The organism is Roseicyclus mahoneyensis (assembly GCF_003148775.1).
GTDB classification, from domain to species: Bacteria; Pseudomonadota; Alphaproteobacteria; order Rhodobacterales; family Rhodobacteraceae; genus Roseicyclus; species Roseicyclus mahoneyensis.
This window is the reverse complement of the sequence record NZ_QGGW01000009.1, coordinates 1-22923: the sequence shown is the minus strand read 5'-3', so window position 1 is coordinate 22923 and position 22923 is coordinate 1. Positions and strand designations below refer to the sequence as shown.

The 22923-nt window shown below is 63.3% G+C and carries 18 protein-coding genes; 16 read left to right on the top strand and 2 right to left on the bottom strand.

Annotation, left to right across the window (positions count from 1 at the left end; genetic code table 11):
* Window positions 1-37: 37 nt before the first annotated feature.
* Window positions 38-1084, bottom strand: coding sequence for a hypothetical protein (locus tag C7455_RS15935; RefSeq protein ID WP_109669901.1), 1047 nt, complete (start codon window positions 1082-1084; stop codon window positions 38-40).
* Window positions 1085-1213: 129 nt separating this feature from the next.
* Here C7455_RS15935 and C7455_RS15930 point away from each other — a divergent pair, with 129 nt between their 5' ends.
* The gene (locus C7455_RS15930) at window positions 1214-1879 is read left to right on the top strand and encodes an SH3 domain-containing protein (RefSeq protein ID WP_146200028.1); all 666 of its coding nucleotides are present in this window, start codon (window positions 1214-1216) and stop codon (window positions 1877-1879) included.
* 17 nt (window positions 1880-1896) lie between these two features.
* On the opposite strand, the gene C7455_RS15925 is transcribed toward C7455_RS15930, so the two are convergent.
* Window positions 1897-2649: an FkbM family methyltransferase gene (locus tag C7455_RS15925; protein WP_109669897.1), complete on the bottom strand. Its 753-nt coding sequence runs from the start codon at window positions 2647-2649 to the stop codon at window positions 1897-1899.
* A 174-nt stretch (window positions 2650-2823) separates the two neighbouring features.
* On the opposite strand from C7455_RS15925, the gene secE reads away from it, so the two are divergent.
* From secE to C7455_RS15850, 15 genes are all read left to right on the top strand, one after another.
* Window positions 2824-3015 carry a preprotein translocase subunit SecE gene (gene secE / locus C7455_RS15920; RefSeq protein WP_109669895.1) on the top strand — a complete coding sequence of 64 codons (192 nt, stop codon included), beginning with the start codon at window positions 2824-2826 and terminating at the stop codon, window positions 3013-3015.
* A 185-nt stretch (window positions 3016-3200) separates the two neighbouring features.
* A complete protein-coding gene (nusG, locus tag C7455_RS15915) occupies window positions 3201-3734 on the top strand; it encodes a transcription termination/antitermination protein NusG (RefSeq protein ID WP_109669893.1) in 534 nt (177 codons plus the stop codon).
* 242 nt (window positions 3735-3976) lie between these two features.
* Window positions 3977-4429, top strand: a complete 453-nt coding sequence (gene rplK / locus C7455_RS15910) for a 50S ribosomal protein L11 (RefSeq protein ID WP_109670120.1) — start codon at window positions 3977-3979, stop codon at window positions 4427-4429.
* 3 nt (window positions 4430-4432) lie between these two features.
* On the top strand, window positions 4433-5134 hold the full coding sequence (rplA, locus tag C7455_RS15905) for a 50S ribosomal protein L1 (protein WP_109669891.1): 702 nt from the start codon (window positions 4433-4435) through the stop codon (window positions 5132-5134).
* 400 nt (window positions 5135-5534) lie between these two features.
* Window positions 5535-6047, top strand: coding sequence for a 50S ribosomal protein L10 (rplJ, locus tag C7455_RS15900; protein ID WP_109669889.1), 513 nt, complete (start codon window positions 5535-5537; stop codon window positions 6045-6047).
* A gap of 64 nt (window positions 6048-6111) precedes the next feature.
* Complete coding sequence (rplL, locus tag C7455_RS15895) at window positions 6112-6483, top strand: 50S ribosomal protein L7/L12 (RefSeq protein ID WP_109669887.1); 372 nt, start codon at window positions 6112-6114, stop codon at window positions 6481-6483.
* A gap of 258 nt (window positions 6484-6741) precedes the next feature.
* On the top strand, window positions 6742-10878 hold the full coding sequence (rpoB, locus tag C7455_RS15890) for a DNA-directed RNA polymerase subunit beta (RefSeq protein ID WP_109669885.1): 4137 nt from the start codon (window positions 6742-6744) through the stop codon (window positions 10876-10878).
* Window positions 10879-10977: 99 nt separating this feature from the next.
* Window positions 10978-15207, top strand: coding sequence for a DNA-directed RNA polymerase subunit beta' (rpoC, locus tag C7455_RS15885; protein WP_109669883.1), 4230 nt, complete (start codon window positions 10978-10980; stop codon window positions 15205-15207).
* Between the two features lie 228 nt (window positions 15208-15435).
* Window positions 15436-16284, top strand: a complete 849-nt coding sequence (locus C7455_RS15880) for a glycosyltransferase (protein WP_109669881.1) — start codon at window positions 15436-15438, stop codon at window positions 16282-16284.
* Window positions 16281-17183: a DMT family transporter gene (locus tag C7455_RS15875; RefSeq protein WP_245904375.1), complete on the top strand. Its 903-nt coding sequence runs from the start codon at window positions 16281-16283 to the stop codon at window positions 17181-17183. The genes C7455_RS15880 and C7455_RS15875 overlap by 4 nt, the downstream gene beginning before the upstream one ends.
* Before the next feature lie 240 nt (window positions 17184-17423).
* A complete protein-coding gene (locus C7455_RS15870; RefSeq protein WP_170119106.1) occupies window positions 17424-19394 on the top strand; it encodes a calcium-binding protein in 1971 nt (656 codons plus the stop codon).
* A 311-nt stretch (window positions 19395-19705) separates the two neighbouring features.
* Entirely contained in the window at window positions 19706-20077 is a 372-nt protein-coding gene (gene rpsL, locus C7455_RS15865; protein ID WP_109669879.1) for a 30S ribosomal protein S12, read from the top strand.
* A 12-nt stretch (window positions 20078-20089) separates the two neighbouring features.
* The gene (gene rpsG / locus C7455_RS15860; protein ID WP_109669877.1) at window positions 20090-20560 is read left to right on the top strand and encodes a 30S ribosomal protein S7; all 471 of its coding nucleotides are present in this window, start codon (window positions 20090-20092) and stop codon (window positions 20558-20560) included.
* A gap of 66 nt (window positions 20561-20626) precedes the next feature.
* Complete coding sequence (gene fusA / locus C7455_RS15855; RefSeq protein WP_109669876.1) at window positions 20627-22750, top strand: elongation factor G; 2124 nt, start codon at window positions 20627-20629, stop codon at window positions 22748-22750.
* Window positions 22751-22828: 78 nt separating this feature from the next.
* The coding region (locus tag C7455_RS15850; protein WP_023878051.1) for a GTP-binding protein at window positions 22829-22923 on the top strand (95 nt) is incomplete at its 3' end.

The window sequence follows — 22923 nt, the reverse complement described above, 5'->3', positions numbered from 1 at the left end:
GTTCAGGGATTAGCGGGGGCAGGGTAGCGCCTCCGGCCTACGGAAAGGGGCGCGTGGACCCCGGCGGCGGGGCTGTTCCTTGCTCAAGATCATAGGCCTCGCGCAGATAGGTCAGCACTTGCTCGCACTGCTCATCCGCCATGGGGCCGGCCCTCAGCTTGGCCTCGGCCAGCACCAGTATCTCGATCGTGCCAAAGGGGCGCATTCCAACAATCACATTCGCCAGCGTGAGGCAGGCAGAGACGGAGCTGCGATTGACCTCCTCGATCTCGGAGAAGGGGACCGGCAGGGGCGGCAAACCCTGCGGTGCCGGGCCTGATGTGCCGGTGCCGCCCGCTTCCGCCCCAGCCGGGGTGCTGCCGCCGCCCATTCCACCGCCGCCCGGGGTCACGACACGGGGTCGCGGTGTGACGGCGCTGCCGTCCTCCGCCGCTATGCGTTGCCAGAACGTGACCGACCACGCCTCGCGCCCGCCGGCGTCGACCGGTATCACCGCATGGTCGGCGGCAACGAGGCTGACGATCCGATCCTGTCCAATGACCAGAAAGCCGGAATGTGCGCCAAAGGCCTCCGGCGCCTCGCCCGAGCGGATATGGTCGACCGGTCCGGCCCAATCGACCGCAGCCAGTCCGTCCAGCCGCGCCAGCGGGCCGCAATGGCCAAAGGTCAGGAAAACATCGGTTGCCGTCATGCCGTAGTGAAACAGCTGCCTCTGTCCCCAGGTGAGCACGTCGCCCTCGCCCAGCGACAAGACCCTCTCCAGACCGATGGGTTCGACGCTGCTGTTGCCGCGGCAGTTGCTGCGGTCGTAGATCACGTCGTAAAGGCGCGCTACCTCCTCGTAGCGGCCCAGATCCGCGATGGGCCGGACCTCGCCACCGTGCCCGTAAAGCGCATCGTAGTGAAAGCGCGCGTCCTCTTGCGTGGCGAACCCCAGCACGAGCAAGGCTTCCTCTGCCGTCACCGCCAGCCCCTCGCAGCGGCTGAGGCCCGCGGCGCAGGCAAGACCGTCGCGGGACGCGTCCGCTTGAGCAGCAGGGCTGAGCAGACACAGTGCGACAAGGGCAAGGGCGGCAATGCGCATCGTGGCTCCTCCGAAGTGATGCGGTTGCTTAGGCGGACGGCTTGGCCTTCCGCCTCACCCATTTGGGTGAGGCCGGCGCGGCCTCGTCCCGCCATCCTGATCGCGGAGCGGAACGGGAATGGACAAGACATGAGACCTTTTGAGTCAGTCAGGGCGGCCTTTCTGGCGCTGATATTCGGGGCGCTGCCAGCCATGGCGCAACCGTGGTTCTACGACCACAACGGATCGGTGATGCGGCTCGATATCGACGGGGCGCGCTTCATCGTCACCTATGACCGGCCGCGCACGGGCCTTGCCGATGTCGGCGTTGTGCCGGGAACCGTCCTTTTCGAGGGTGTGACCGAGGGACCCAACTACGTTGGCGGCATGGCTTGGGTGTTCAGCCGCCGCTGCGGCAATATCGACTACTACGTATATGGCCCGCTGATACCCGGATCGAGTTTCACCCTGACCGGCGCAGCCCCGGTGCGCGACGCCACCTGCCGGATCGTCGACAACAGCATGGATGGCCCGAACGGGCGGCTGGTGTTCACCGCGATGGGCGGCGCGCCGCGCCCGGTACCGCCGACGCCCCAGCCAGCGCCGCAGCCGCAGCAGGCCACCGGCTCCGTCTGTGTCGGGCAGACCGGTGGGGCCGCGTTGCGCACGGGTCCGGGGTTGGGCTTTGGCCGGCTGGCAACGCTGCCTCAGGGAACATGTGGCGGTTCGGTGGCAACAGGCGTCACCCAAGGCTGGGTCGGCGTGGTCTTCGGGCGCTCCATCGGCTGGGTTCCGATGTCGTCACTGAGGTTCTGAGCGGCCGCGCGCGGGCCTCAGCGCCGGACCGCGTAGATGTCGCCTGAATTCAGCGCATCGGGCGCAGTCGTGATGATCGATGCCACCCGGTCGGCACCGACCCATTCGGGCAGCTCCAGCGCATGTTCTTCGCCCACAGACAGGTTGAAGCCATACGCGCCCAGCCCATCGACCCGCGCCAGCGCCGCCAAGGCCCGGTCACGCTGGATCGTGGTGAACTCAAAAGACAGCGCCGGCACCGCATGGCTCAGACCGGCCAGCGCCTCGGGCTCGAGGCCCTCGACGTCGATCTTGATGAAATCGGGCAGGCCATGGGCCGCGATCAGATCGTCCAGTGTCACCATCGGCACGTCCACCGCCCGGTCCCATGTCTGCCCCTCCCATCCGGGGGCGCCATCGGCGGCGGCGATGAAATCCTGCGACACGGTCGAGACGGTGGGATTGGCGGTGTTGAGATAGAGCCGGATCACGCCGGCCGCCGCTCCGATGGCGGCTGGAACCAGCGTCACATCCGGGTCACGCCGGAACATCAGCCTAAGCGCGCGCATTGCAGCCGGTTGCGGCTCCACCGCCACCACCCGCGCGCCCAGACGGCGAAAGCTCGCCACCCTGTCGCCGACATGGGCACCGAGATCGAAGACCAGATCGCCCGGCCGCGCAAATCGTGCGTTCAGCGCGTCCATCCGCGCGGTGCGCGCCGTATCCCGGTGATACAGGCGCAGTGATCTGGCGATCCCTTGGGCGGCGGTCGGTGGCGTGGTCTCTCGCATCGGTCAATCCATCCGCATCGGCCGCGTCGCTACGGCAGCCCGGCCATGTCTATCGGCTGCGTGTCACGGGTGCACGAGCTTTGGCATCCGCGGTGTGCGACCATGACCCTTGGCCGCCTTGCGCCGGGGACGTGCCTTGCGTATATGCCCGGCATCCGAAAGCGGAGACGAGACATGGCCAACCCGTTCCAGTTCCTCCAGCAGACCCGCAGCGAAATCGCCAAGGTCATCTGGCCCTCGCGCCGTGAGGTGCTGGTGACCACTGCCATGGTGTTCTTGCTGGCCGTGGTCTTTGCCATCTTTTTCTTCTTCATCGATTTCATGATTCGCTGGGGTCTGGAGACGATCCTCACCGTTTTCGGCTGATCCCGTCCGGGCTTGCCATCCGCCGTTCTGCGGCGTATTGACGGCGACAATTCCCCTGACATCGCTGGTGACCGCCTCAGTGCTCTCTCCAGCCATGTCCGGACGGAGGGGTGCGCGCGGTGGGCGGGCATCGTCAGACATGCCGGCGCAGGGCACGCGCCGCCAGAACCTAGAGGAAGAGAACCATGGCGAAGCGGTGGTATTCGGTCAGCGTCCTGTCGAATTTCGAAAAGCGGATCGCCGAGCAGATCAGGACTGCCGTGGCCGAAAAGGGCCTGCAAGACGAGATCGAAGAGGTTCTGGTCCCCGAAGAGGAAGTGATCGAGATCCGCCGCGGCAAGAAGGTCACCGTACCACGCCGATTCATGCCCGGTTATGTGCTCGTCCGCATGGAGATGACCGACCGCGCCTATCACGCGATCAATTCCATTGCGCGGGTGACGGGATTTCTCGGGCCGCAGGGCCGCCCGATGCCGATGCGCGACGAGGAGGTCAATTCGATCCTCAACCGCGTCGAGGAAGGCGAGGCCGCGCCGCGGTCGACCATCACCTTCGACATCGGCGAAAAGGTCAAGGTCAACGATGGCCCGTTCGAGGATTTCGACGGCATGGTCGAGGAAGTGGACGAGGTCAACCAGCGCCTGAAGGTGTCGGTGTCGATCTTCGGTCGCGCAACGCCGGTGGAGCTTGAGTTCACCCAGGTGTCCAAGCAGGGCTGACCGGCCATCCTGCGGGGCAGGGGGCGGCGCTGACCCTCAAGATGCTGCCTTGACCGACCCCGAACCGCATCGCGGGCAGTTCTTGCTCTTGCATTCGCCAAGTTTGCGGCGTATGCGCCCAGCCTGTCGTCTTGCGACGACATCCCATGTGGGAGGCGAGGCGCACGCGTGCGCCAGACCGGACCACATCGACAAAGGCCAAAGGGCGCGCCCTGCGGCTGTTGAGAAAAGGAGAGGCCGAGATGGCCAAGAAACTAATTGGCAAGATGAAGCTGCAGATCAAGGCGGGGCAAGCCACCCCGTCGCCGCCGGTCGGCCCCGCATTGGGCCAGCGCGGCATCAACATCATGGAATTCTGCAAGGCGTTCAACGCCAAGACCGCAGACCTAGAGCCCGGTGCGCCGTGCCCGACCGTGATCAGCTACTACCAGGACAAGTCCTTCACGATGGAAATCAAGACGTCGCCGGCGTCCTATTTCCTCAAGAAGGCCGCCGGCCTGAAGCCGCAGGGCAAGCGCAACCGCCCGCGCGGTGGCGACAAGCCCGGCCGCGAAACCATCGCCACGATCACCCCCGCACAGCTGCGCGAGATCGCACAGGCCAAGATGGTCGACCTCAGCGCCAATGATGTCGAATCGGCAATGAAGATCATCCTCGGCTCTGCAAAGTCGATGGGTATCGAGGTGAAAGGGTAAGTCATGGGCAAGATTGCAAAACGTCTCCAGTCCGCCCGCGCCGCCTTTGACGGCAAGGCCGACATCACCGTCGAAGCGGCCGTCGCGCTGATCAAGGCGAACGCCTCGGCCAAGTTCGACGAGACCGTCGAGATCGCGATGAACCTGGGCGTCGACCCGCGCCACGCCGACCAGATGGTCCGCGGCACGGTCAACCTGCCCAACGGCACCGGCAAGACGGTCCGCGTCGCTGTCTTCGCCCGCGGCGCCAAGGCCGATGAGGCCAAGGCGGCAGGGGCAGACATCGTCGGCGCCGAGGATCTGATGGAAGCCATCCAGGGCGGCAAGATCGATTTCGATCGCTGTATCGCCACGCCCGACATGATGCCGATCGTCGGTCGTCTGGGCAAGATCTTGGGCCCGCGCAACCTGATGCCGAACCCCAAGATCGGGACCGTCACCATGGACGTCAAGGAAGCCGTCGAGGCGGCCAAGGGCGGTCAGGTGCAGTTCAAGGTCGAAAAGGCCGGTGTGATCCATGCCGGCGTCGGCAAGGTCAGCTTTGGCGATGCCCAGCTGGTCGAGAACATCCGCGCCTTTGTGGGCGCCGTGAGCCGCGCCAAGCCCACGGGCTCCAAGGGTTCCTATCTCAAGCGGATCTCGCTCAGCTCGACGATGGGGCCGGGCGTGTCGGTCAGCCTCGACAGCGCGACGTCGAACGCCTGAGGGCGCTCAAACAACGGTGATCACGAAAGCGGGCCCATGCGGCCCGCTTTTTTGTTGCGGACCCCTCGTCATGCCGCTGCGTGGACGCCTTCGGGCGTGTCATGGACTGCCCGGTGGAAAAAACGTCTCCGGGCCCTTGGCAAATCCGGCCGCAGACTCTATTGACCGCAGATGCATCGGAGCGCGCGATTCGTCACGCGCTCTTTTGCGTTTCGTCCGAGACGGTGGGTGGGGTGTCAAGCACTCCGTAAATCCTGCCTGAGGCGGGATCAGATCAGACAACCACGAGCTCGACCGTTCGAGCGCGCGGCGGTCCTGGTTCCGTTGACTAACGGACCAAAACCGCCGGAGCGATCCGGTTAACTGAGCCGGGGGGTGACCCCCAAACTGGAGTAAACCTGTGGATAGAGCCCAGAAAGAGAAAGTGGTCGAGGAACTCGGCCAGATCTTCGAAAGCTCTGGCGTCGTGGTGGTGGCACACTACCAGGGCCTCACGGTTGCCGAGATGCAAGACCTGCGCGCCCGCGTTCGCGGTGCAGGCGGGGCCGTGCGTGTCGCCAAGAACAAGCTCGCCAAGATCGCCCTTGAAGGCACCGATGTCGCTGGCATCGCGGACCTTCTGACGGGCATGACCGTTCTCGCCTATTCCGAAGACCCGGTCGCAGCCGCCAAGGCCGCGGACGAGTACGCCAAGGCCAATGACAAGTATGTCATTCTTGGCGGCGCGATGGGTGGGACCGTTCTGACTGCCGACGGTGTGAAGGCCGTCGCGAAGATGCCGTCGCGTGAGGAGCTTATCGCTCAGATCGTGTCTTGCATCGGCGCGCCCGCTTCGAACATCGCCGGTGCCATTGGCGCACCTGCTTCGAATATCGCGTCCATCCTCACGACCATCGAGGAAAAGGCCGCGTAAGCAACCGATCGAGACCCGTCGCTTGCGGCGTTGGAACCCCATACATACATACGGAATGTGAAAAATGGCTGATCTGAAGAAACTCGCAGAAGAGATCGTCAACCTGACCCTGCTGCAGGCTCAGGAACTGAAAACCATCCTCAAGGACGAATACGGCATCGAGCCCGCAGCCGGTGGCGCGGTCATGATGGCCGGCCCCGTCGAGGCAGCTGCCGCCGAAGAGGAAAAGACCGAATTCGACGTCGTTCTCAAGAACGCCGGCGCACAGAAGATCAACGTGATCAAGGAAGTGCGCGCGATCACCGGTCTGGGCCTGAAAGAAGCCAAGGATCTGGTGGAAGCTGGCGGCAAGGTCAAAGAAGCGGTCTCCAAGGCCGAAGCCGAAGACATCAAGGCAAAGCTGGTCGCAGCTGGCGCCGAGGTCGATCTGGCCTGAGGCCAACAGATATCCCCCCGGTCCATGTGGCCGGGCGGGACCCAAGAAAGGCTGGGCCCGGAGCTTCTCCGGGTCCAGCCATGCGCGTCTTGGAAAGGGCCCCACGGGGCATTTCCCAAGGCGGTGGCAACGGGATCGGGATTTGCCGGTGGGACGGCAAGCAGATTGATCCGTCACGTCTTGTTTCATGGTGCTGCTCCCCCGAGGCCCCGGCGGTGAGGGCGGCACAGCGAAACACATCGAAAGGTGCGCGAGAGCATGGCTCAGACCTACGCAGGCCAGAAACGTATCCGCAAATTCTACGGCAAGATCCGCGAAGTGCTGGAGATGCCGAACCTGATCGAGGTGCAGAAGTCTTCCTATGACCTGTTCCTGAAATCCGGCGATGGCCCCAAGCCCTCGGACGGCGACGGCATCATGGGTGTCTTCCAGTCGGTGTTCCCCATCAAGGATTTCAACGAGACCGCCGTTCTGGAGTTCGTGAAATACGAGCTCGAACAGCCCAAGTTCGACGTGGAAGAGTGCCAGCAGCGCGACCTTACCTATGCCGCGCCGCTCAAGGTCACCCTGCGTCTGATCGTGTTCGATGTCGACGAGGATACCGGGGCCAAGTCGGTCAAGGACATCAAGGAACAAGACGTGTTCATGGGCGACATGCCGCTGATGACTCCGAACGGCACGTTCATCGTGAACGGCACCGAGCGCGTGATCGTGTCCCAGATGCACCGCTCGCCCGGCGTGTTCTTCGACCATGACAAGGGCAAGACCCATTCCTCGGGCCGTCTTCTGTTCGCGTGCCGGATCATTCCGTACCGCGGGTCGTGGCTCGATTTCGAATTCGACGCCAAGGACATCGTGTTCGCCCGCATCGACCGCCGCCGCAAGCTGCCGGTTACGACCCTGCTCTATGCGCTGGGGCTGGACCAGGAAGGCATCATGGATGCCTATTACAACACCGTCAGCTTCAAGCTGGAAAAGAACCGCGGCTGGGTCACCAAGTTCTTCCCCGAGCGTGTGCGCGGCACGCGCCCGACCTACGATCTTGTCGATGCCGACACCGGCGAAGTGATCGCCAAGGCGGGCGAAAAGGTGACGCCGCGCACGGTCAAGAAACTGATCGACGCGGGCAATGTTCATAATCTGCTGATGCCCTTCGACCAGATCATCGGTCGCTATGTCGCCAAGGACATCATCGACGAGGAAACCGGCGCGATCTATGTCGAGGCCGGTGATGAACTGACTTGGGACATCGGCAAGGACGGCGAAGTGTCGGGCGGCTCCCTCAAGGAGCTGCTGGATGCCGGCATCACCGACATCCCGGTGCTCGACATCGACAACATCAATGTCGGCGCCTACATCCGCAACACCATGGCGGTGGACAAGAACATCGGCCGCGATGGCGCGCTGATGGACATCTACCGCGTCATGCGCCCCGGCGAGCCGCCCACCGTCGAGGCCGCCTCGACGCTGTTCAACCAGCTCTTTTTCGACAGCGAGCGCTATGACCTGTCGGCCGTCGGCCGGGTCAAGATGAACATGCGTCTTGACCTCGATGCCGAGGACACGCAGCGCACGCTGCGCCGCGAAGACATCATCGCCTGCATCAAGGCGCTGACGGAATTGCGCGACGGCAAGGGCGACATCGACGACATCGACCACCTCGGCAACCGTCGCGTGCGGTCCGTGGGCGAGTTGATGGAGAACCAGTATCGCGTCGGCCTGCTGCGGATGGAGCGCGCGATCAAGGAACGCATGTCCTCGGTCGAGATCGACACGGTGATGCCGCAAGATCTGATCAACGCCAAACCGGCGGCTGCCTCGGTGCGCGAATTCTTCGGCTCCAGCCAGTTGTCGCAGTTCATGGACCAGACCAACCCGCTGTCCGAAGTGACGCACAAGCGGCGTCTGTCGGCGCTTGGGCCGGGCGGTCTGACCCGCGAGCGCGCAGGTTTCGAGGTGCGCGACGTGCACCCGACCCACTACGGCCGCATGTGCCCCATCGAGACGCCGGAAGGGCCGAACATCGGCCTGATCAACTCGCTCGCCACCTTCGCGCGGGTGAACAAATACGGCTTCATCGAAACACCCTACCGCAAGGTCAAAGACTCGCAGGTGACCGACGAGGTCGTCTACATGTCCGCGACCGAGGAAATGCGACACACCGTGGCGCAGGCCAACGCCAACCTCAGCGAAGGTGGTCAGTTCCTCAACGAGATGGTCAACACCCGCCAGTCGGGCGAATACACGCTCGCCCCGCGTGAGCAGGTCGATCTGATCGACGTCTCGCCCAAGCAGCTGGTCTCGGTTGCGGCCTCGCTCATCCCCTTCCTCGAAAATGACGACGCGAACCGGGCGCTGATGGGCTCGAACATGCAGCGTCAGGCTGTGCCGCTGTTGCAGGCGGATGCGCCTTTCGTCGGCACCGGCATGGAAAGCAAGGTGGCGATCGACAGCGGCGCCGCCATCCAGGCCCGCCGCACCGGCATCATCGACCAGGTCGACGCGCAGCGGATCGTGATCCGGGCGACCGAAGACCTTGAGCTTGGCGATGCGGGCGTCGACATCTACCGCCTGCGCAAGTTCCAGCGGTCGAACCAGAACACCTGCATCAACCAGCGTCCGCTGGTGAAGGTGGGTGACAAGGTGACCAAGGGCGAGGTTATCGCCGATGGCCCCTGCACCGACATGGGCGAACTGGCCGTGGGCCGGAACGTCGTCGTCGCCTTCATGCCGTGGAACGGCTACAACTACGAAGACTCGATCCTGATTTCCGAGCGCATCGTGCGCGACGACGTCTTCACCTCGATCCACATCGAGGAATTCGAGGTTGCGGCCCGCGACACCAAGCTGGGGCCGGAAGAGATCACGCGCGACATCCCCAACGTCGGCGAGGAAGCTTTGCGCAACCTCGACGAGGCGGGCATCGTCTATATCGGGGCCGAGGTCGGACCGGGCGACATCCTTGTGGGCAAGATCACCCCCAAGGGCGAAAGCCCGATGACGCCCGAGGAAAAGCTGCTGCGCGCGATCTTCGGCGAAAAGGCCTCCGACGTGCGCGACACGTCGCTGCGCCTGCCGCCGGGCGATTTCGGCACGGTCGTCGAGGTGCGGGTGTTCAACCGTCATGGCGTCGAAAAGGACGAGCGCGCGCTGCAGATCGAGCGCGAGGAAGTGGAGCGTCTTGCCCGTGACCGGGACGACGAGCTCACCATCCTCGAGCGCAACATCTACGCGCGTCTCAAGACCATGATCCTGGGCAAATCCGCGGTTAAGGGGCCAAAGGGCATCAAGTCCGGCTCCGAGATCACCGAGGAACTGCTCGACACGCTGTCGCGTGGCCAGTGGTGGCAGCTTGCCTTGGGTGACGAAAAGGACGCGGCCGAGGTCGAGGCCCTGAACCAGCAATTCGAGGCGCAAAAGCGCGCGCTCGACCACCGGTTCGAGGACAAGGTCGAAAAGGTGCGTCGCGGCGACGACCTGCCTCCGGGCGTGATGAAGATGGTCAAGGTCTTCATCGCGGTGAAGCGCAAGCTGCAGCCGGGCGACAAGATGGCCGGCCGTCACGGCAACAAGGGCGTGATCTCCAAGGTCGTTCCGATGGAGGATATGCCCTTCCTCGCCGATGGTACCCCGGTCGATTTCGTCCTGAACCCGCTGGGCGTGCCCTCGCGCATGAACGTCGGGCAGATCCTCGAGACCCACATGGGCTGGGCTGCGCGTGGTCTGGGCATCAAGATCGACGAGGCACTGGACGAATATCGCCGCTCGGGCGACATGACGCCGGTGCGCGATGCGCTCAAGATCGCCTATGGCGACGACACGTATGAAGATGCGTTCGGCGACATGGATCAGGACCAGATGCTGGAAGCGGCGGGCAACGTCACCAAGGGCGTTCCGATCGCGACGCCGGTCTTCGACGGTGCGAAAGAGGCCGACGTTAACGATGCGCTGACCCGCGCAGGCTTTGACACCTCGGGGCAGTCGGACCTGTTCGACGGGCGGACGGGCGAGAAATTCGCCCGGCAGGTGACGGTGGGTGTGAAATACCTGCTCAAGCTGCACCACCTTGTCGACGACAAGATCCACGCCCGTTCGACCGGGCCGTACAGCCTCGTCACCCAGCAGCCGCTGGGCGGCAAGGCGCAGTTCGGGGGCCAGCGTTTCGGCGAGATGGAGGTCTGGGCGCTTGAAGCTTACGGCGCCGCCTACACCTTGCAGGAAATGCTCACGGTCAAGTCGGACGACGTGGCGGGCCGGACCAAGGTCTACGAGTCGATCGTCAAGGGCGAGGACAATTTCGAGGCCGGTGTCCCGGAATCGTTCAACGTTCTCGTCAAGGAGGTCCGCGGTCTGGGCCTCAACATGGAACTCCTGGATGCGGAGGATGAGGAGTGAGCCAACCGGCGGGGTAGCCCCCGCCCTTCGGCTTGACGGGTTGGCCGGCGCGAAACGCCCGGCCGGCCCCATCCTTTCCGCACAGATCGAGGTATCAAGATGAACCAGGAACTGACCAACAACCCGTTCAACCCGCTGACGCCCCCCAAGGCCTTCGACGAGATCAAGGTCTCGCTCGCCTCGCCGGAGCGGATCCTCAGCTGGTCCTTCGGCGAGATCAAGAAGCCCGAAACGATCAACTACCGCACCTTCAAGCCCGAGCGCGACGGCCTGTTCTGCGCGCGCATCTTTGGCCCGATCAAGGATTACGAGTGCCTGTGCGGCAAGTACAAGCGGATGAAGTATCGCGGCGTCGTCTGCGAGAAATGCGGCGTGGAAGTGACCCTGCAAAAGGTCCGCCGCGAGCGCATGGGCCACATCGAACTGGCCTCGCCCGTCGCCCACATCTGGTTTCTGAAATCGCTGCCGTCGCGCATCGGCCTGATGCTCGACATGACGCTGCGTGATCTGGAACGCATCCTCTATTTCGAAAACTACGTCGTGATCGAGCCGGGCCTGACTGACCTCAGCTATGGCCAGCTGATGACCGAGGAGGAATTCCTCGACGCGCAGGACGCCTATGGCTCCGACGCCTTCAGCGCCAACATCGGTGCCGAGGCCATCCGCGAGATGCTGGCCAACATCGACCTCGAGGCCGAGGCCGCGACCCTGCGCGCCGACCTCAAGGAAGCCACCGGCGAGCTGAAGCCGAAAAAGATCATCAAGCGGCTCAAGATCGTCGAGCATTTCCTTGAATCCGGCAACCGCCCCGAGTGGATGGTCCTGACGGTGATCCCCGTGATCCCGCCGGAACTGCGTCCGCTGGTGCCGCTCGATGGTGGCCGGTTCGCCACCTCTGACCTCAACGACCTTTACCGTCGCGTCATCAACCGCAACAACCGCCTCAAGCGGCTGATCGAATTGCGCGCGCCCGACATCATCATCCGCAACGAAAAGCGGATGCTGCAGGAATCGGTCGATGCGCTGTTCGACAACGGTCGCCGCGGCCGCGTGATCACGGGGGCCAACAAGCGCCCGCTGAAATCGCTGTCGGACATGCTCAAGGGCAAGCAGGGCCGTTTCCGTCAGAACCTTCTGGGCAAGCGCGTCGACTTCTCGGGCCGTTCGGTCATCGTGACAGGGCCGGAACTCAAACTGCACCAGTGCGGCCTGCCCAAGAAGATGGCGCTCGAGCTGTTCAAGCCGTTCATCTACTCGCGGCTTGAGGCCAAGGGCCTGTCCTCCACGGTCAAGCAGGCGAAGAAGCTGGTGGAAAAGGAACGCCCCGAGGTGTGGGATATCCTCGACGAGGTGATCCGCGAACACCCGGTGCTGCTGAACCGCGCACCCACACTGCACCGTCTTGGCATTCAGGCGTTCGAGCCCGTGCTGATCGAGGGCAAGGCGATCCAGCTTCACCCGCTGGTCTGCTCGGCCTTCAACGCCGACTTCGACGGCGACCAGATGGCCGTGCACGTCCCCCTGAGCCTCGAGGCCCAGCTGGAAGCGCGCGTCTTGATGATGTCGACCAACAACGTCCTCTCGCCCGCCAACGGCGCGCCGATCATCGTTCCGTCGCAGGACATGGTGCTTGGCCTTTATTACGTCACGCTGGAGCGTGAGGGCATGAAGGGCGAAGGCATGGTCTTCTCGAACGTGGACGAGGTGCGGCATGCCCTCGACGCGGGCGAGGTCCATCTGCATGCCACCGTCAAGTCGCGGGTCAAGCAGATCGACGAGGAAGGCAACGAGGTCTGGAAGCGCTATGACACCACGCCGGGGCGCGTGCTTCTGGGCGATCTGTTGCCGCTCAACGCCAAGGCGCCCTTCGAGCTGGTCAACCGCCTCTTGCGCAAGAAAGAGGTGCAGCAGGTCATCGACAACGTCTACCGCTACTGCGGTCAGAAGGAATCCGTGATCTTCTGCGACCAGATCATGACCATGGGCTTCCGCGAGGCGTTCAAGGCCGGCATTTCCTTCGGCAAGGACGACATGGTCGTGCCCGACACCAAGTGGGAGCTGGTCGAAGAGACCCGCGATCAGGTCAAGGAATTCGAACAGCAGTACATGGACGGCCTGATCACCCAGGGCGAAAAGTACAACAAGGTCATCGACGCCTGGTCCAAGGCGAACGACAAGGTCACCGATGCCATGATGGGCACGATTTCGGCCAAGAAGTTCGACGAGACGGGCGCCGAAAAGGAACCGAACTCGGTCTACATGATGGCCCACTCGGGCGCCCGTGGCTCGGTCACCCAGATGAAGCAGCTGGGCGGCATGCGCGGCCTGATGGCCAAGCCTTCGGGCGAGATCATCGAAACGCCGATCATCTCGAACTTCAAGGAAGGTCTGACCGTTCTTGAATACTTCAACTCCACCCACGGCGCCCGCAAGGGTCTGTCGGACACCGCGCTCAAGACGGCGAACTCGGGTTACCTGACCCGCCGTCTGGTCGACGTGGCGCAGGATTGCATCGTGCGTCTTGACGATTGCGGAACCGAGAACACGATCACCGCCGAGGCGGCCGTGAACGACGGTGAAGTGGTCGCGTCGCTCGCCGAGCGCATCTTGGGCCGCACCGCGGGCGAGGATATCTGCGTGCCCGGCACCGACGAGGTGATCGTCGCCAAGGGTGAGCTGATCGACGAACGTCGCGCCGATGCGGTCGAGGCGGCGGGCGTGCAATCGACGCTGATCCGCTCGCCCCTGACCTGCGAGGCCGAAGAAGGCGTCTGCGCGACCTGCTACGGGCGTGACCTTGCCCGCGGCACCAAGGTGAACACCGGCGAAGCGGTCGGCATCATCGCGGCGCAGTCGATCGGGGAACCCGGCACCCAGCTGACGATGCGGACCTTCCACATCGGCGGCGTGGCGCAGGGCGGCCAGCAGTCCTTCCAGGAGGCGAATGTCGGCGGCAAGGTGTCGTTTGCCAACCCGAACCTGCTGAAGAACCCGGCGGGCGAACTGGTCGTGATGGGCCGCAACATGCAGCTGGTCCTGACCGATGATCAGGGCGCCGAGCGCGCCAGCTTCAAGCTGGGCTATGGCACCAAGGTCCATGTCGAGGAAGGCCAGATGGTCAGCCGCGGCGATCGCCTCTTCGAATGGGACCCCTACACCCTGCCGATCATCGCGGAAAAGGCCGGGACGGTGAAATATGTCGACCTCGTCAACGGCCTCGCCGTGCGCGAGGAGACGGACGACGCCACCGGCATGACGCAAAAGATCGTGTCCGACTGGCGCGCCGCGCCCAAGGGTAACGAGCTCAAGCCCGAGATCATCATCGTGGGCGAGGATGGCGAGCCGGTCCGCAACGACGCGGGCAACCCGGTCACCTATCCCATGTCGGTGGATGCGATCTTGTCGGTCGAGGATGGCCAGACCATCCAGGCCGGTGAAGTCGTGGCGCGGATCCCGCGCGAAGGTGCCAAGACCAAGGACATCACCGGTGGCCTTCCCCGCGTGGCGGAATTGTTCGAGGCCCGTCGTCCAAAGGATCACGCGATCATCGCCGAGCTCGATGGCTATGTGAAATTCGGCCGCGACTTCAAGAACAAGCGCCGGATCACCATCGTGCCCGCAGACGAAAGCCTCGAGCCCGTGGAATACATGGTGCCCAAGGGCAAGCATATCCCGGTGGCCGAGGGCGATTTCGTCCAGAAGGGCGATTACATCATGGACGGCAACCCTGCGCCGCATGACATCCTTGCGATCATGGGTGTCGAGGCGCTGGCGGTCTACATGATCAACGAGGTGCAGGAGGTCTACCGTCTGCAGGGCGTGAAGATCAACGACAAGCACATCGAGGTGATCGTGCGTCAGATGCTGCAAAAGTGGGAGATCCTCGACAGCGGGGAAACCACGCTGCTCAAGGGCGAACACGTCGATAAGGCGGAACTGGAGGCGATGAACGCCAAGGCGGAGGCCGATGGCCGCCGTCCGGCCGATGCGCAGCCGATCCTTCTGGGCATCACCAAGGCGTCGTTGCAGACCCGCAGCTTCATCTCGGCGGCATCCTTCCAGGAAACCACCCGCGTGCTGACCGAGGCTTCGGTTCAGGGCAAGCGCGACAAGCTGGTGGGCCTGAAGGAAAACGTCATCGTCGGCCGCCTGATCCCGGCGGGCACCGGCGGCGCGACCCAGAACGTCGAGCGCATCGCCAAGGCGCGCGACATGACGGTGATCGAGGCCGCCCGCGCCGAGGCCGAAGCGGCCGCCGCTCTGGCCGCTCCGGTCGTGGAGGCTGCGCCCAAAGAGGTCATGGCGACCGAGGGCGGCCCGGCGGAATAACCCCGCCTGCCTCTGACGCAAGATTAAGAAAACGCCCCGCCGGTTCGGCGGGGCGTTTGCCTTCAGTCGGCCCCGACCGTCGGCGCCCCGCTTTCATTCGGCTCCGGGTCCGTCCCTGCCGATGTCAGACCCGTTTCGTGATCCGGCAGTTGCCGCCTATCGCTTCCCTGTTCCGTTCCCTCGGGCTTTCGCCTAGGCTCCGGCAAAATCGGGCAGAACAGCGACGCCATGACCACGCGGGACGATAACCAGATCATCGGCGTCTGCCGCTTCTCCTACCTCGGGGAAGGGGGGTTCGTGACGCAGCAACAGGATTTCGAGAAGGCGGCCGAGATCCTCTACGCCATCCCCCGGATGCTGCGCCGCTTCGCCTATTTCGAGAATATCTGCCTGCCCTCGCTGGCCGCCCAGACAGACCCCGATTTCAAGCTTGTGGCGCTGATCGGCGACACGATGCCCTTTCGCTGGCGCAAGCGTCTCAAGGGACTGATGGAGCAATACCCTTTCCTCGAGGTCTGCACGCTGGAGGCGGCGGGTCCGCTCAACTCAACCCGGCGCGCGTTCCGCCGCGGCTGGAACGAACGCTCGCCCTATATTACCGGGTTTCGCATCGATGACGATGACGCGGTGGCGGTCGATTACATCGCAAAAACCCGCGCCATCGCCGACCAGTTGCTGACGCTTGGCTGGGCCGATCAGGACACGCCCGCCGCGATCTGCTTTCACCGTGGCATCTATTGGGACATGGTCCGTGATGAAGAGGACCAGTTCTGGGATTTTTCGGAAAAGGAACCCTTGGGCCTTGCCTCGGCGATGATCACCACGCCCGAGGGCATGTCGAACATTTACCGTTGGAACCATCGTCGGCTGGCCAGTCAGGTGCGCTGCTGGATCGATCCCATCGACTACATGTTCGTGCGCACCCTGCACGGCCACAACGACTCTGACCGGTCTATCCCGCCCGACGCGCGCGCGATCCCCGCATGGCAGGCGCGAAAGGTCTTCCGCGACCGCTTTGGCCTGTCGCCGCGGAAACTGCTGCCCATGATCCAGCAATTGATGGACGACGAAACATGAGAGCGCCGCTGAGCCCCAACCTCAAGGGGGCGCTCTACATGACGGTGTCGATGGGCGCCTTCACCCTGAATGACGCTTGCGTCAAGCTGGTGGCCGAAACCGTACCCCTGTTCCAGATCGTGTTCCTGCGCGGGTTGGTCACCACGATCTTGCTGGCGGTCACGGTGCAGATGACCATGGGTCTTCGCCTGTCCATCCCGCGCCGCGACCGGCCGCTGGTGGCCTGGCGCACCGTGGCCGAAGTGGCGACGATGGTAGCCTTTTTGCTGGCGCTGACCAACATGCCCATCGCCAATGCGACGGCGATCCTGTCCGCGTTGCCGCTCTTCGTGACCATGGGGGCGGCGCTGATCTTTGGCGATCCGGTCGGCTGGCGCCGCTGGACGGCCATCGGGGTCGGGTTCTTTGGCGTGATGCTGATCGTGCAGCCGGGCGCCGAGGGGTTCAACGGCTGGTCCCTGCTCGCGCTCTTGTCCGTTCTCATGATCACCGGGCGCGACCTGCTGACCCGCGCCTTCAGCCCGTCGGTGCCCTCGATGACCGTGGCGGTCCTGACGGCCGCGGCGGTCTGCATCTTTGGGGGCGTGGCGTCCGTGTTCACGCCATGGACCGCCATGGGTGCCTACGAGGTGGCGCTGACGCTTGCGGCGTCGGTCTTTATCATCGGCGGTTATGTCTTCGGCATAATGGTCATGCGAATCGGTGAAGTCGGGTTCGTCTCGCCGTTTCGCTACACGTCGCTTGTTTTTGCGCTGATTCTCGGATTTGTCATTTTCAATGAATTTCCCAATACTCTCGCTTTGTGCGGTGTTTCCATCGTAATCACGGCCGGGCTCTATACATTGTTTCGGGAACGCGCCCGCAAAGCCTCAGAAGCTTCCGGGCTTGGTAAGGTCTGACATTGCGGTACGGCACCTATCATGTCGCACCAGTGGTGGCCCGGAAAGCCTTGAACAAGACATGATAATTCACTATCGTTGCAATTGAGACGATCTGCAAATCGCAGCATCGCCTCAAGTTGGTGCGTCTGTTTCCGTCTCTTTGCGTCTGTGCGTGAGTGACCTGGCCACCTGGTTCGTACGGCCTTTCACGATTTCCGAAAGTTCCTCCCTCCCTTCTGATCAGCGGGGAAAAAGAACATGATTACCCTTTCCAATCCGTATTTGCGCGGCGACGAAATCGGCGAGCGGCTTTTCGGCGGCAATTTCGTATTCAGCCAGGACAAGATTGACGGCACTTTCCCTACGCGGGCTGCCGACGCCGGTCTGGAAATCATCCGTTTTCCCGGTGGCCATACGACCGAGGCGTTCTTTGACCCGGCCAATCCCGATGCCGACAGCGTCACCTTCGTCAACGACCTCGGGCAGACGATTACGCTCGACCTCGTGCCGCTCAGCGATTTCCTCGAATATGCGCTCGAGGATGATCTGGGTGCGATCATCGTTGTGCCGGTGCAACCTTACCTGAATGCCTGGCGCGCAGCGGATGGTGCACGCCCCAACATCCTGACCGCCGAGGATGAGCAGGCGATCCGCGGCTACATCACCACCGTGCTGCAAAGCGGCGTGCCCATCCACGCCATTGAAATTGGCAATGAACCTTGTTTGTGCGGCGTGAACGACGCCGACTACGGCAAGATCGTCAACGAGATGGCGCTTGTCGTGCATGACGCCATCGAGGATTTCGAGGCGGTGGCCAATCTGCCTGACGGCTATATCTCCCCGATGCTCAGCCTCGTCACCACGCCCTATTTCTTCACCGCCGATACCAATGGCGACGGCATCGCGACCTTCGAGGAATCGCTGCAGGAGCGGTTCGAGCAACTGACCCCCGAAGCGCTGGCCAATGTCGATGCGATCACGATCCACCGCTATGTCAGCGGGCATTACGACTCGATCGACAATTTCCAGATGCCGTGGTTGCGCACCGAGCAGGCCGAAGCCCTTGCCGGACGCGACCTCGAACTGATCGTGACGGAATGGAACATCAGCTCCATGCAGGGCGGTGTATTTCGCTGGGCCACCGCCACGGAGGCCGAGCGTGCAAATATTGATACCGGACTGAAACATGCGGGCGCCGTTGTCGCCATGTTTCACGAAATGGCGGTCCAGAATGTCGAGCTTGCGGCCTTCTGGGCGGTGCAGCACCAGAACGACGTGTCCTTTGCCCTGCGCGAAGGGACCACAACCGGGCTGCGCGCCGGCGGTGAGATCTTCGGCATCCTGTCGCGCAACGTGCAGGGGATGCAGGCCATCGAACTGGACCGTCCCAGCCGGGATTTCGACCTGCACGCCTTTGCCGACCCGAACCGGCAGGTGATGTTCATCAACTCGCGTCTGGGCGAAACGCAAACGCTCGAGATCGACCTGTCGGGGTTGACCGGTCCGGTCGACAGCGGCTGGGTCCAGATCCTGACTGCCTTCGACGGTCAGGACCCGCGCGATCCCAATGTGCGGACCTTCATCGAAGAAGTGCCGTTTTCCCGGGCCGTGGCGGATGGCGTCCTGCGGCTGACCCTCGACCCATGGGAGGTTGCGGTGGTGTCGCTCAATGCCGGGACGGACAAGATCGTGGGCGATGGTGTCCAGACCGTGATCGAGACCGGCAACGGCGAGGACATCATCTTGGGGTCCCGCGCCTCCGAGCGGCTGGATGGCGGCCTGCATGACGATCTGATCCGCGGAAATGGCGGCAATGACACGCTTCTGGGCGGTGACGGCGACGATACCTTGCGTGGCGGCGCAGGCAGCGACGTTCTGGAGGGAGGTCGCGGCGATGACCTTCTCGACGGCGGTGCCCTGCGGGACCGGCTGTATGGCGGGGATGGCGATGACACGCTGATCGGCGGGGCGAACCACGACATGTTCTGGGGCGGGGCCGGGCGCGACCTGTTCCGCATCAATGACGGCGATCAGGCCTGGCGCGAGCCCATCCATGATTTCAACCCCGAGGATGACCGGATAGAGATCTTGTTCGCGGATCTCACCTTCGACGACATCTTCCTCAGCCAGGAGAAGAGCGCCGTGATCATCAACTATGGCGTGGGGTCCCTGGCGCTGCTCGACACTGATCTCGAAGACCTCACCGAGGATCATTTCGGCTTTCTGTGAGGGTCTGCGGGCGGCAGGTCAGGGCGGTCAACGTGCCGGCGCTGCGACAACCGCGCGCCGGACCCGTGGCGCGGTTGACACCCCCGACGACTCCCCCTATACGGCGCGACACTTGGCCAGCGGACCGCAAGGTGCGCGCCGTGCCCAACATAGAATTGTAGTGGTCATGATCCGGGCCGTTTGAGGTGCCCCGATCCTCTGGAACTTCCACCGCAGCGTCCTCCAGGTAGGGAAGGGATGCGTGCGGTTTTGGTGTTTTCGTGCATCGCACGGGCGCGCCGCAGACATGAGAGAGCAAGACGGGGAACCGAATGCCGACGATTCAACAGCTGATCCGCAAGCCGCGGCAGCCCAAAGTGAAACGCTCCAAGTCCCAGCACCTGGAGTCCTGCCCGCAGAAACGCGGCGTATGCACGCGCGTCTACACCACCACGCCGAAAAAGCCGAACTCGGCCATGCGGAAAGTCGCCAAGGTGCGCCTGACCAACGGTTTCGAGGTGATCAGCTACATTCCGGGTGAAAGCCACAACCTTCAGGAACACTCCGTGGTCCTGATCCGTGGCGGACGGGTGAAAGACCTTCCCGGCGTGCGTTACCATATTCTTCGCGGTGTTCTCGACACGCAGGGCGTCAAGGATCGTCGCCAGCGTCGTTCGAAATACGGCACGAAGCGCCCCAAGTAAGAGGATACAACGATGTCGCGTCGTCACGCCGCTGAGAAGCGCCAGGTCCTGCCCGATGCCAAATTCGGCGATACGGTCCTGACCAAATTCATGAACAATCTGATGATCGACGGCAAGAAGTCGGTCGCAGAACGCATCGTCTACAACGCCTTCGAGCGGGTCGAGGCCAAGCTCAAGCGCGCCCCGGTGGACGTGTTCCACGAAGCGCTCGACAATGTGAAGCCCTCGGTCGAGGTGCGCTCGCGCCGCGTCGGCGGTGCCACCTACCAGGTTCCCGTCGAGGTCCGCCCCGAGCGTCGCGAGGCGCTGGCGATCCGTTGGCTGATCAACGCCAGCCGCGCCCGCAACGAGAACACGATGGAAGAGCGTCTGGCCGGTGAACTGATCGACGCCGCCAATTCCCGCGGTTCCGCGGTGAAAAAGCGCGAAGACACCCACAAGATGGCCGACGCCAACCGCGCGTTCAGCCATTACCGCTGGTAAGCGACCGGGCGGTCCCGTCCGGGGGCCGCTCTTTCGACATGTAACCCAAGCCTGAGGACCTCCCCCATGGCACGCGACTACCCGCTCACGCGCTACCGCAACTTCGGCATCATGGCGCATATCGACGCCGGCAAGACGACGACGACCGAGCGTATCCTTTATTACACCGGCCGGTCCCACAAGATCGGCGAAGTGCATGATGGCGCCGCCACCATGGACTGGATGGAGCAGGAACAGGAACGCGGGATCACCATCACCTCGGCCGCCACCACGACCTTCTGGCAGTGGCAGGAAGATCCGACCGCCGAGGGCACCTCGGACACCAAGGTGCGTTTCAACATCATCGACACTCCCGGCCACGTCGACTTCACCATCGAGGTCGAGCGTTCACTGGCCGTTCTCGACGGCGCGATCGCGCTGCTCGATGCGAACGCCGGTGTGGAGCCGCAGACCGAAACCGTGTGGCGTCAGGCTGACCGCTACAAGGTGCCGCGCATGGTCTTCGTCAACAAGATGGACAAGATCGGCGCCGATTTCTTCAAATGCGTCAAGATGATCAAGGACCGGACCGGCGCGACGGCCATTCCGGTCAACTTCCCCATCGGGGCAGAGGATCAGCTGGAAGGCATCGTCGATCTGGTAACGATGGAAGAATGGGTCTGGGAAGGTGAAGATCTGGGCGCGTCCTGGGTGCGCCAACCGATCCGCGACGAGCTCAAGGATCTGGCCGACGAATGGCGCTCCACTCTGGTCGAGGCTGCCGTCGAAATGGACGACGCCGCGATGGAGGCCTATCTCGAAGGGCAGGAGCCCGACGTGCCGACCCTGCGCAAGCTGATCCGCAAGGGCTGCCTGTCGATGACCTTCGTGCCCGTGCTGGGCGGCTCGGCCTTCAAGAACAAGGGCGTGCAGCCCCTGCTCAACGCCGTGGTCGATTACCTGCCCGGTCCGCTCGACGTGCCCGCCTACATGGGCTTTGCCCCCGACGACGAGACCGAAACCCGCAACATTCCGCGCTCGGCCGAAGACAGCCAGCCCTTCGCGGGCCTTGCGTTCAAGATCATGAACGACCCCTTCATGGGCACCCTCACCTTCACCCGGATTTATTCGGGCCAGATGAAGAAGGGTGACCAGCTCATGAACTCGACCAAGGGCAAGAAGGAACGCATCGGCCGCATGGTGATGATGCACGCCAACAAGCAAGAAGAAATCGCCGAGGCTTTCGCGGGCGACATCATTGCGCTGGCGGGCCTCAAGGACACCACCACGGGCGACACGCTCTGTGATCCTGCGCACCCGGTGGTTCTGGAAACGATGACCTTCCCCGATCCGGTGATCGAGATCGCCATCGAGCCCAAGACCAAGGCCGACCAGGAAAAGATGTCGATGGGCCTGCAGCGGCTTGCCGCCGAAGACCCGTCCTTCCGCGTCGAGACCGACATCGAGTCGGGCCAGACCATCATGCGCGGCATGGGCGAACTGCACCTCGACATCCTCGTCGACCGCCTCAAGCGCGAATTCAAGGTTGAGGCAAATATCGGCGCGCCGCAGGTGGCCTACCGTGAGACGATCAGCCGCTCGATCGAACATACCTACACCCACAAGAAGCAATCGGGTGGGTCTGGTCAGTTCGCCGAGGTCAAGCTGGAAATCTCGCCGACCGAGCCGGGCGAAGGCTATTCCTTCGAGTCCCGCATCGTCGGCGGCACGGTGCCCAAGGAATACATCCCCGGCGTCGAAAAGGGCATCAAGTCCGTCATGGACTCGGGCCCCTTGGCAGGCTTCCCGGTGATCGACTTCAAGGTCGCGCTGATCGACGGCAAGTTCCACGACGTGGACTCTTCGGTTCTCGCCTTCGAGATCGCAGCCCGCATGGGCATGCGCGAGGGCATGAAGAAGGCCGGCGCAAAGCTGCTGGAGCCGATCATGAAGGTCGAGGTGGTGACGCCCGAGGATTACACCGGCGGTGTGATCGGTGACCTGACCTCGCGTCGCGGTCAGGTGACGGGGCAGGAAGGCCGTGGCAACGCGAATGTCATCAGCGCCTTTGTGCCGTTGGCCAACATGTTCGGCTACATCAACACTCTGCGGTCCATGACCTCGGGTCGTGCGCAGTTCACGATGCTGTTCGACCATTACGAGCCGGTTCCGCAGAACATTTCGGAAGAGATCCAGTCGAAATACGCATAACGGCGGGGCGGTCCGACCGCCCGTCCCAACCCGTAAGCTGGGCCTACAAGGCGCAGCGCATCTTTCAAGGAGGCCATCATGGCAAAGGCAAAGTTTGAGCGTACGAAGCCGCATGTGAACATCGGCACGATTGGGCACGTTGACCACGGCAAGACGACGCTGACGGCGGCTAT

What these genes read in the sequence shown, in the direction of transcription:
- C7455_RS15935 (WP_109669901.1), bottom strand. Translation starts at nt 1,084, where the DNA reads ATGCGCATTGCCGCCCTTGCCCTTGTCGCACTGTGTCTGCTCAGCCCT.
- C7455_RS15870 (WP_170119106.1), top strand. Translation starts at nt 17,424, where the DNA reads ATGATTACCCTTTCCAATCCGTATTTGCGCGGCGACGAAATCGGCGAG.
- secE (WP_109669895.1), top strand. Translation starts at nt 2,824, where the DNA reads ATGGCCAACCCGTTCCAGTTCCTCCAGCAGACCCGCAGCGAAATCGCC.
- C7455_RS15930 (WP_146200028.1), top strand. Translation starts at nt 1,214, where the DNA reads ATGAGACCTTTTGAGTCAGTCAGGGCGGCCTTTCTGGCGCTGATATTC.
- rpoB (WP_109669885.1), top strand. Translation starts at nt 6,742, where the DNA reads ATGGCTCAGACCTACGCAGGCCAGAAACGTATCCGCAAATTCTACGGC.
- rpoC (WP_109669883.1), top strand. Translation starts at nt 10,978, where the DNA reads ATGAACCAGGAACTGACCAACAACCCGTTCAACCCGCTGACGCCCCCC.
- fusA (WP_109669876.1), top strand. Translation starts at nt 20,627, where the DNA reads ATGGCACGCGACTACCCGCTCACGCGCTACCGCAACTTCGGCATCATG.
- rplL (WP_109669887.1), top strand. Translation starts at nt 6,112, where the DNA reads ATGGCTGATCTGAAGAAACTCGCAGAAGAGATCGTCAACCTGACCCTG.
- C7455_RS15880 (WP_109669881.1), top strand. Translation starts at nt 15,436, where the DNA reads ATGACCACGCGGGACGATAACCAGATCATCGGCGTCTGCCGCTTCTCC.
- rplA (WP_109669891.1), top strand. Translation starts at nt 4,433, where the DNA reads ATGGGCAAGATTGCAAAACGTCTCCAGTCCGCCCGCGCCGCCTTTGAC.
- C7455_RS15875 (WP_245904375.1), top strand. Translation starts at nt 16,281, where the DNA reads ATGAGAGCGCCGCTGAGCCCCAACCTCAAGGGGGCGCTCTACATGACG.
- C7455_RS15925 (WP_109669897.1), bottom strand. Translation starts at nt 2,649, where the DNA reads ATGCGAGAGACCACGCCACCGACCGCCGCCCAAGGGATCGCCAGATCA.
- rpsG (WP_109669877.1), top strand. Translation starts at nt 20,090, where the DNA reads ATGTCGCGTCGTCACGCCGCTGAGAAGCGCCAGGTCCTGCCCGATGCC.
- rplK (WP_109670120.1), top strand. Translation starts at nt 3,977, where the DNA reads ATGGCCAAGAAACTAATTGGCAAGATGAAGCTGCAGATCAAGGCGGGG.
- nusG (WP_109669893.1), top strand. Translation starts at nt 3,201, where the DNA reads ATGGCGAAGCGGTGGTATTCGGTCAGCGTCCTGTCGAATTTCGAAAAG.
- rpsL (WP_109669879.1), top strand. Translation starts at nt 19,706, where the DNA reads ATGCCGACGATTCAACAGCTGATCCGCAAGCCGCGGCAGCCCAAAGTG.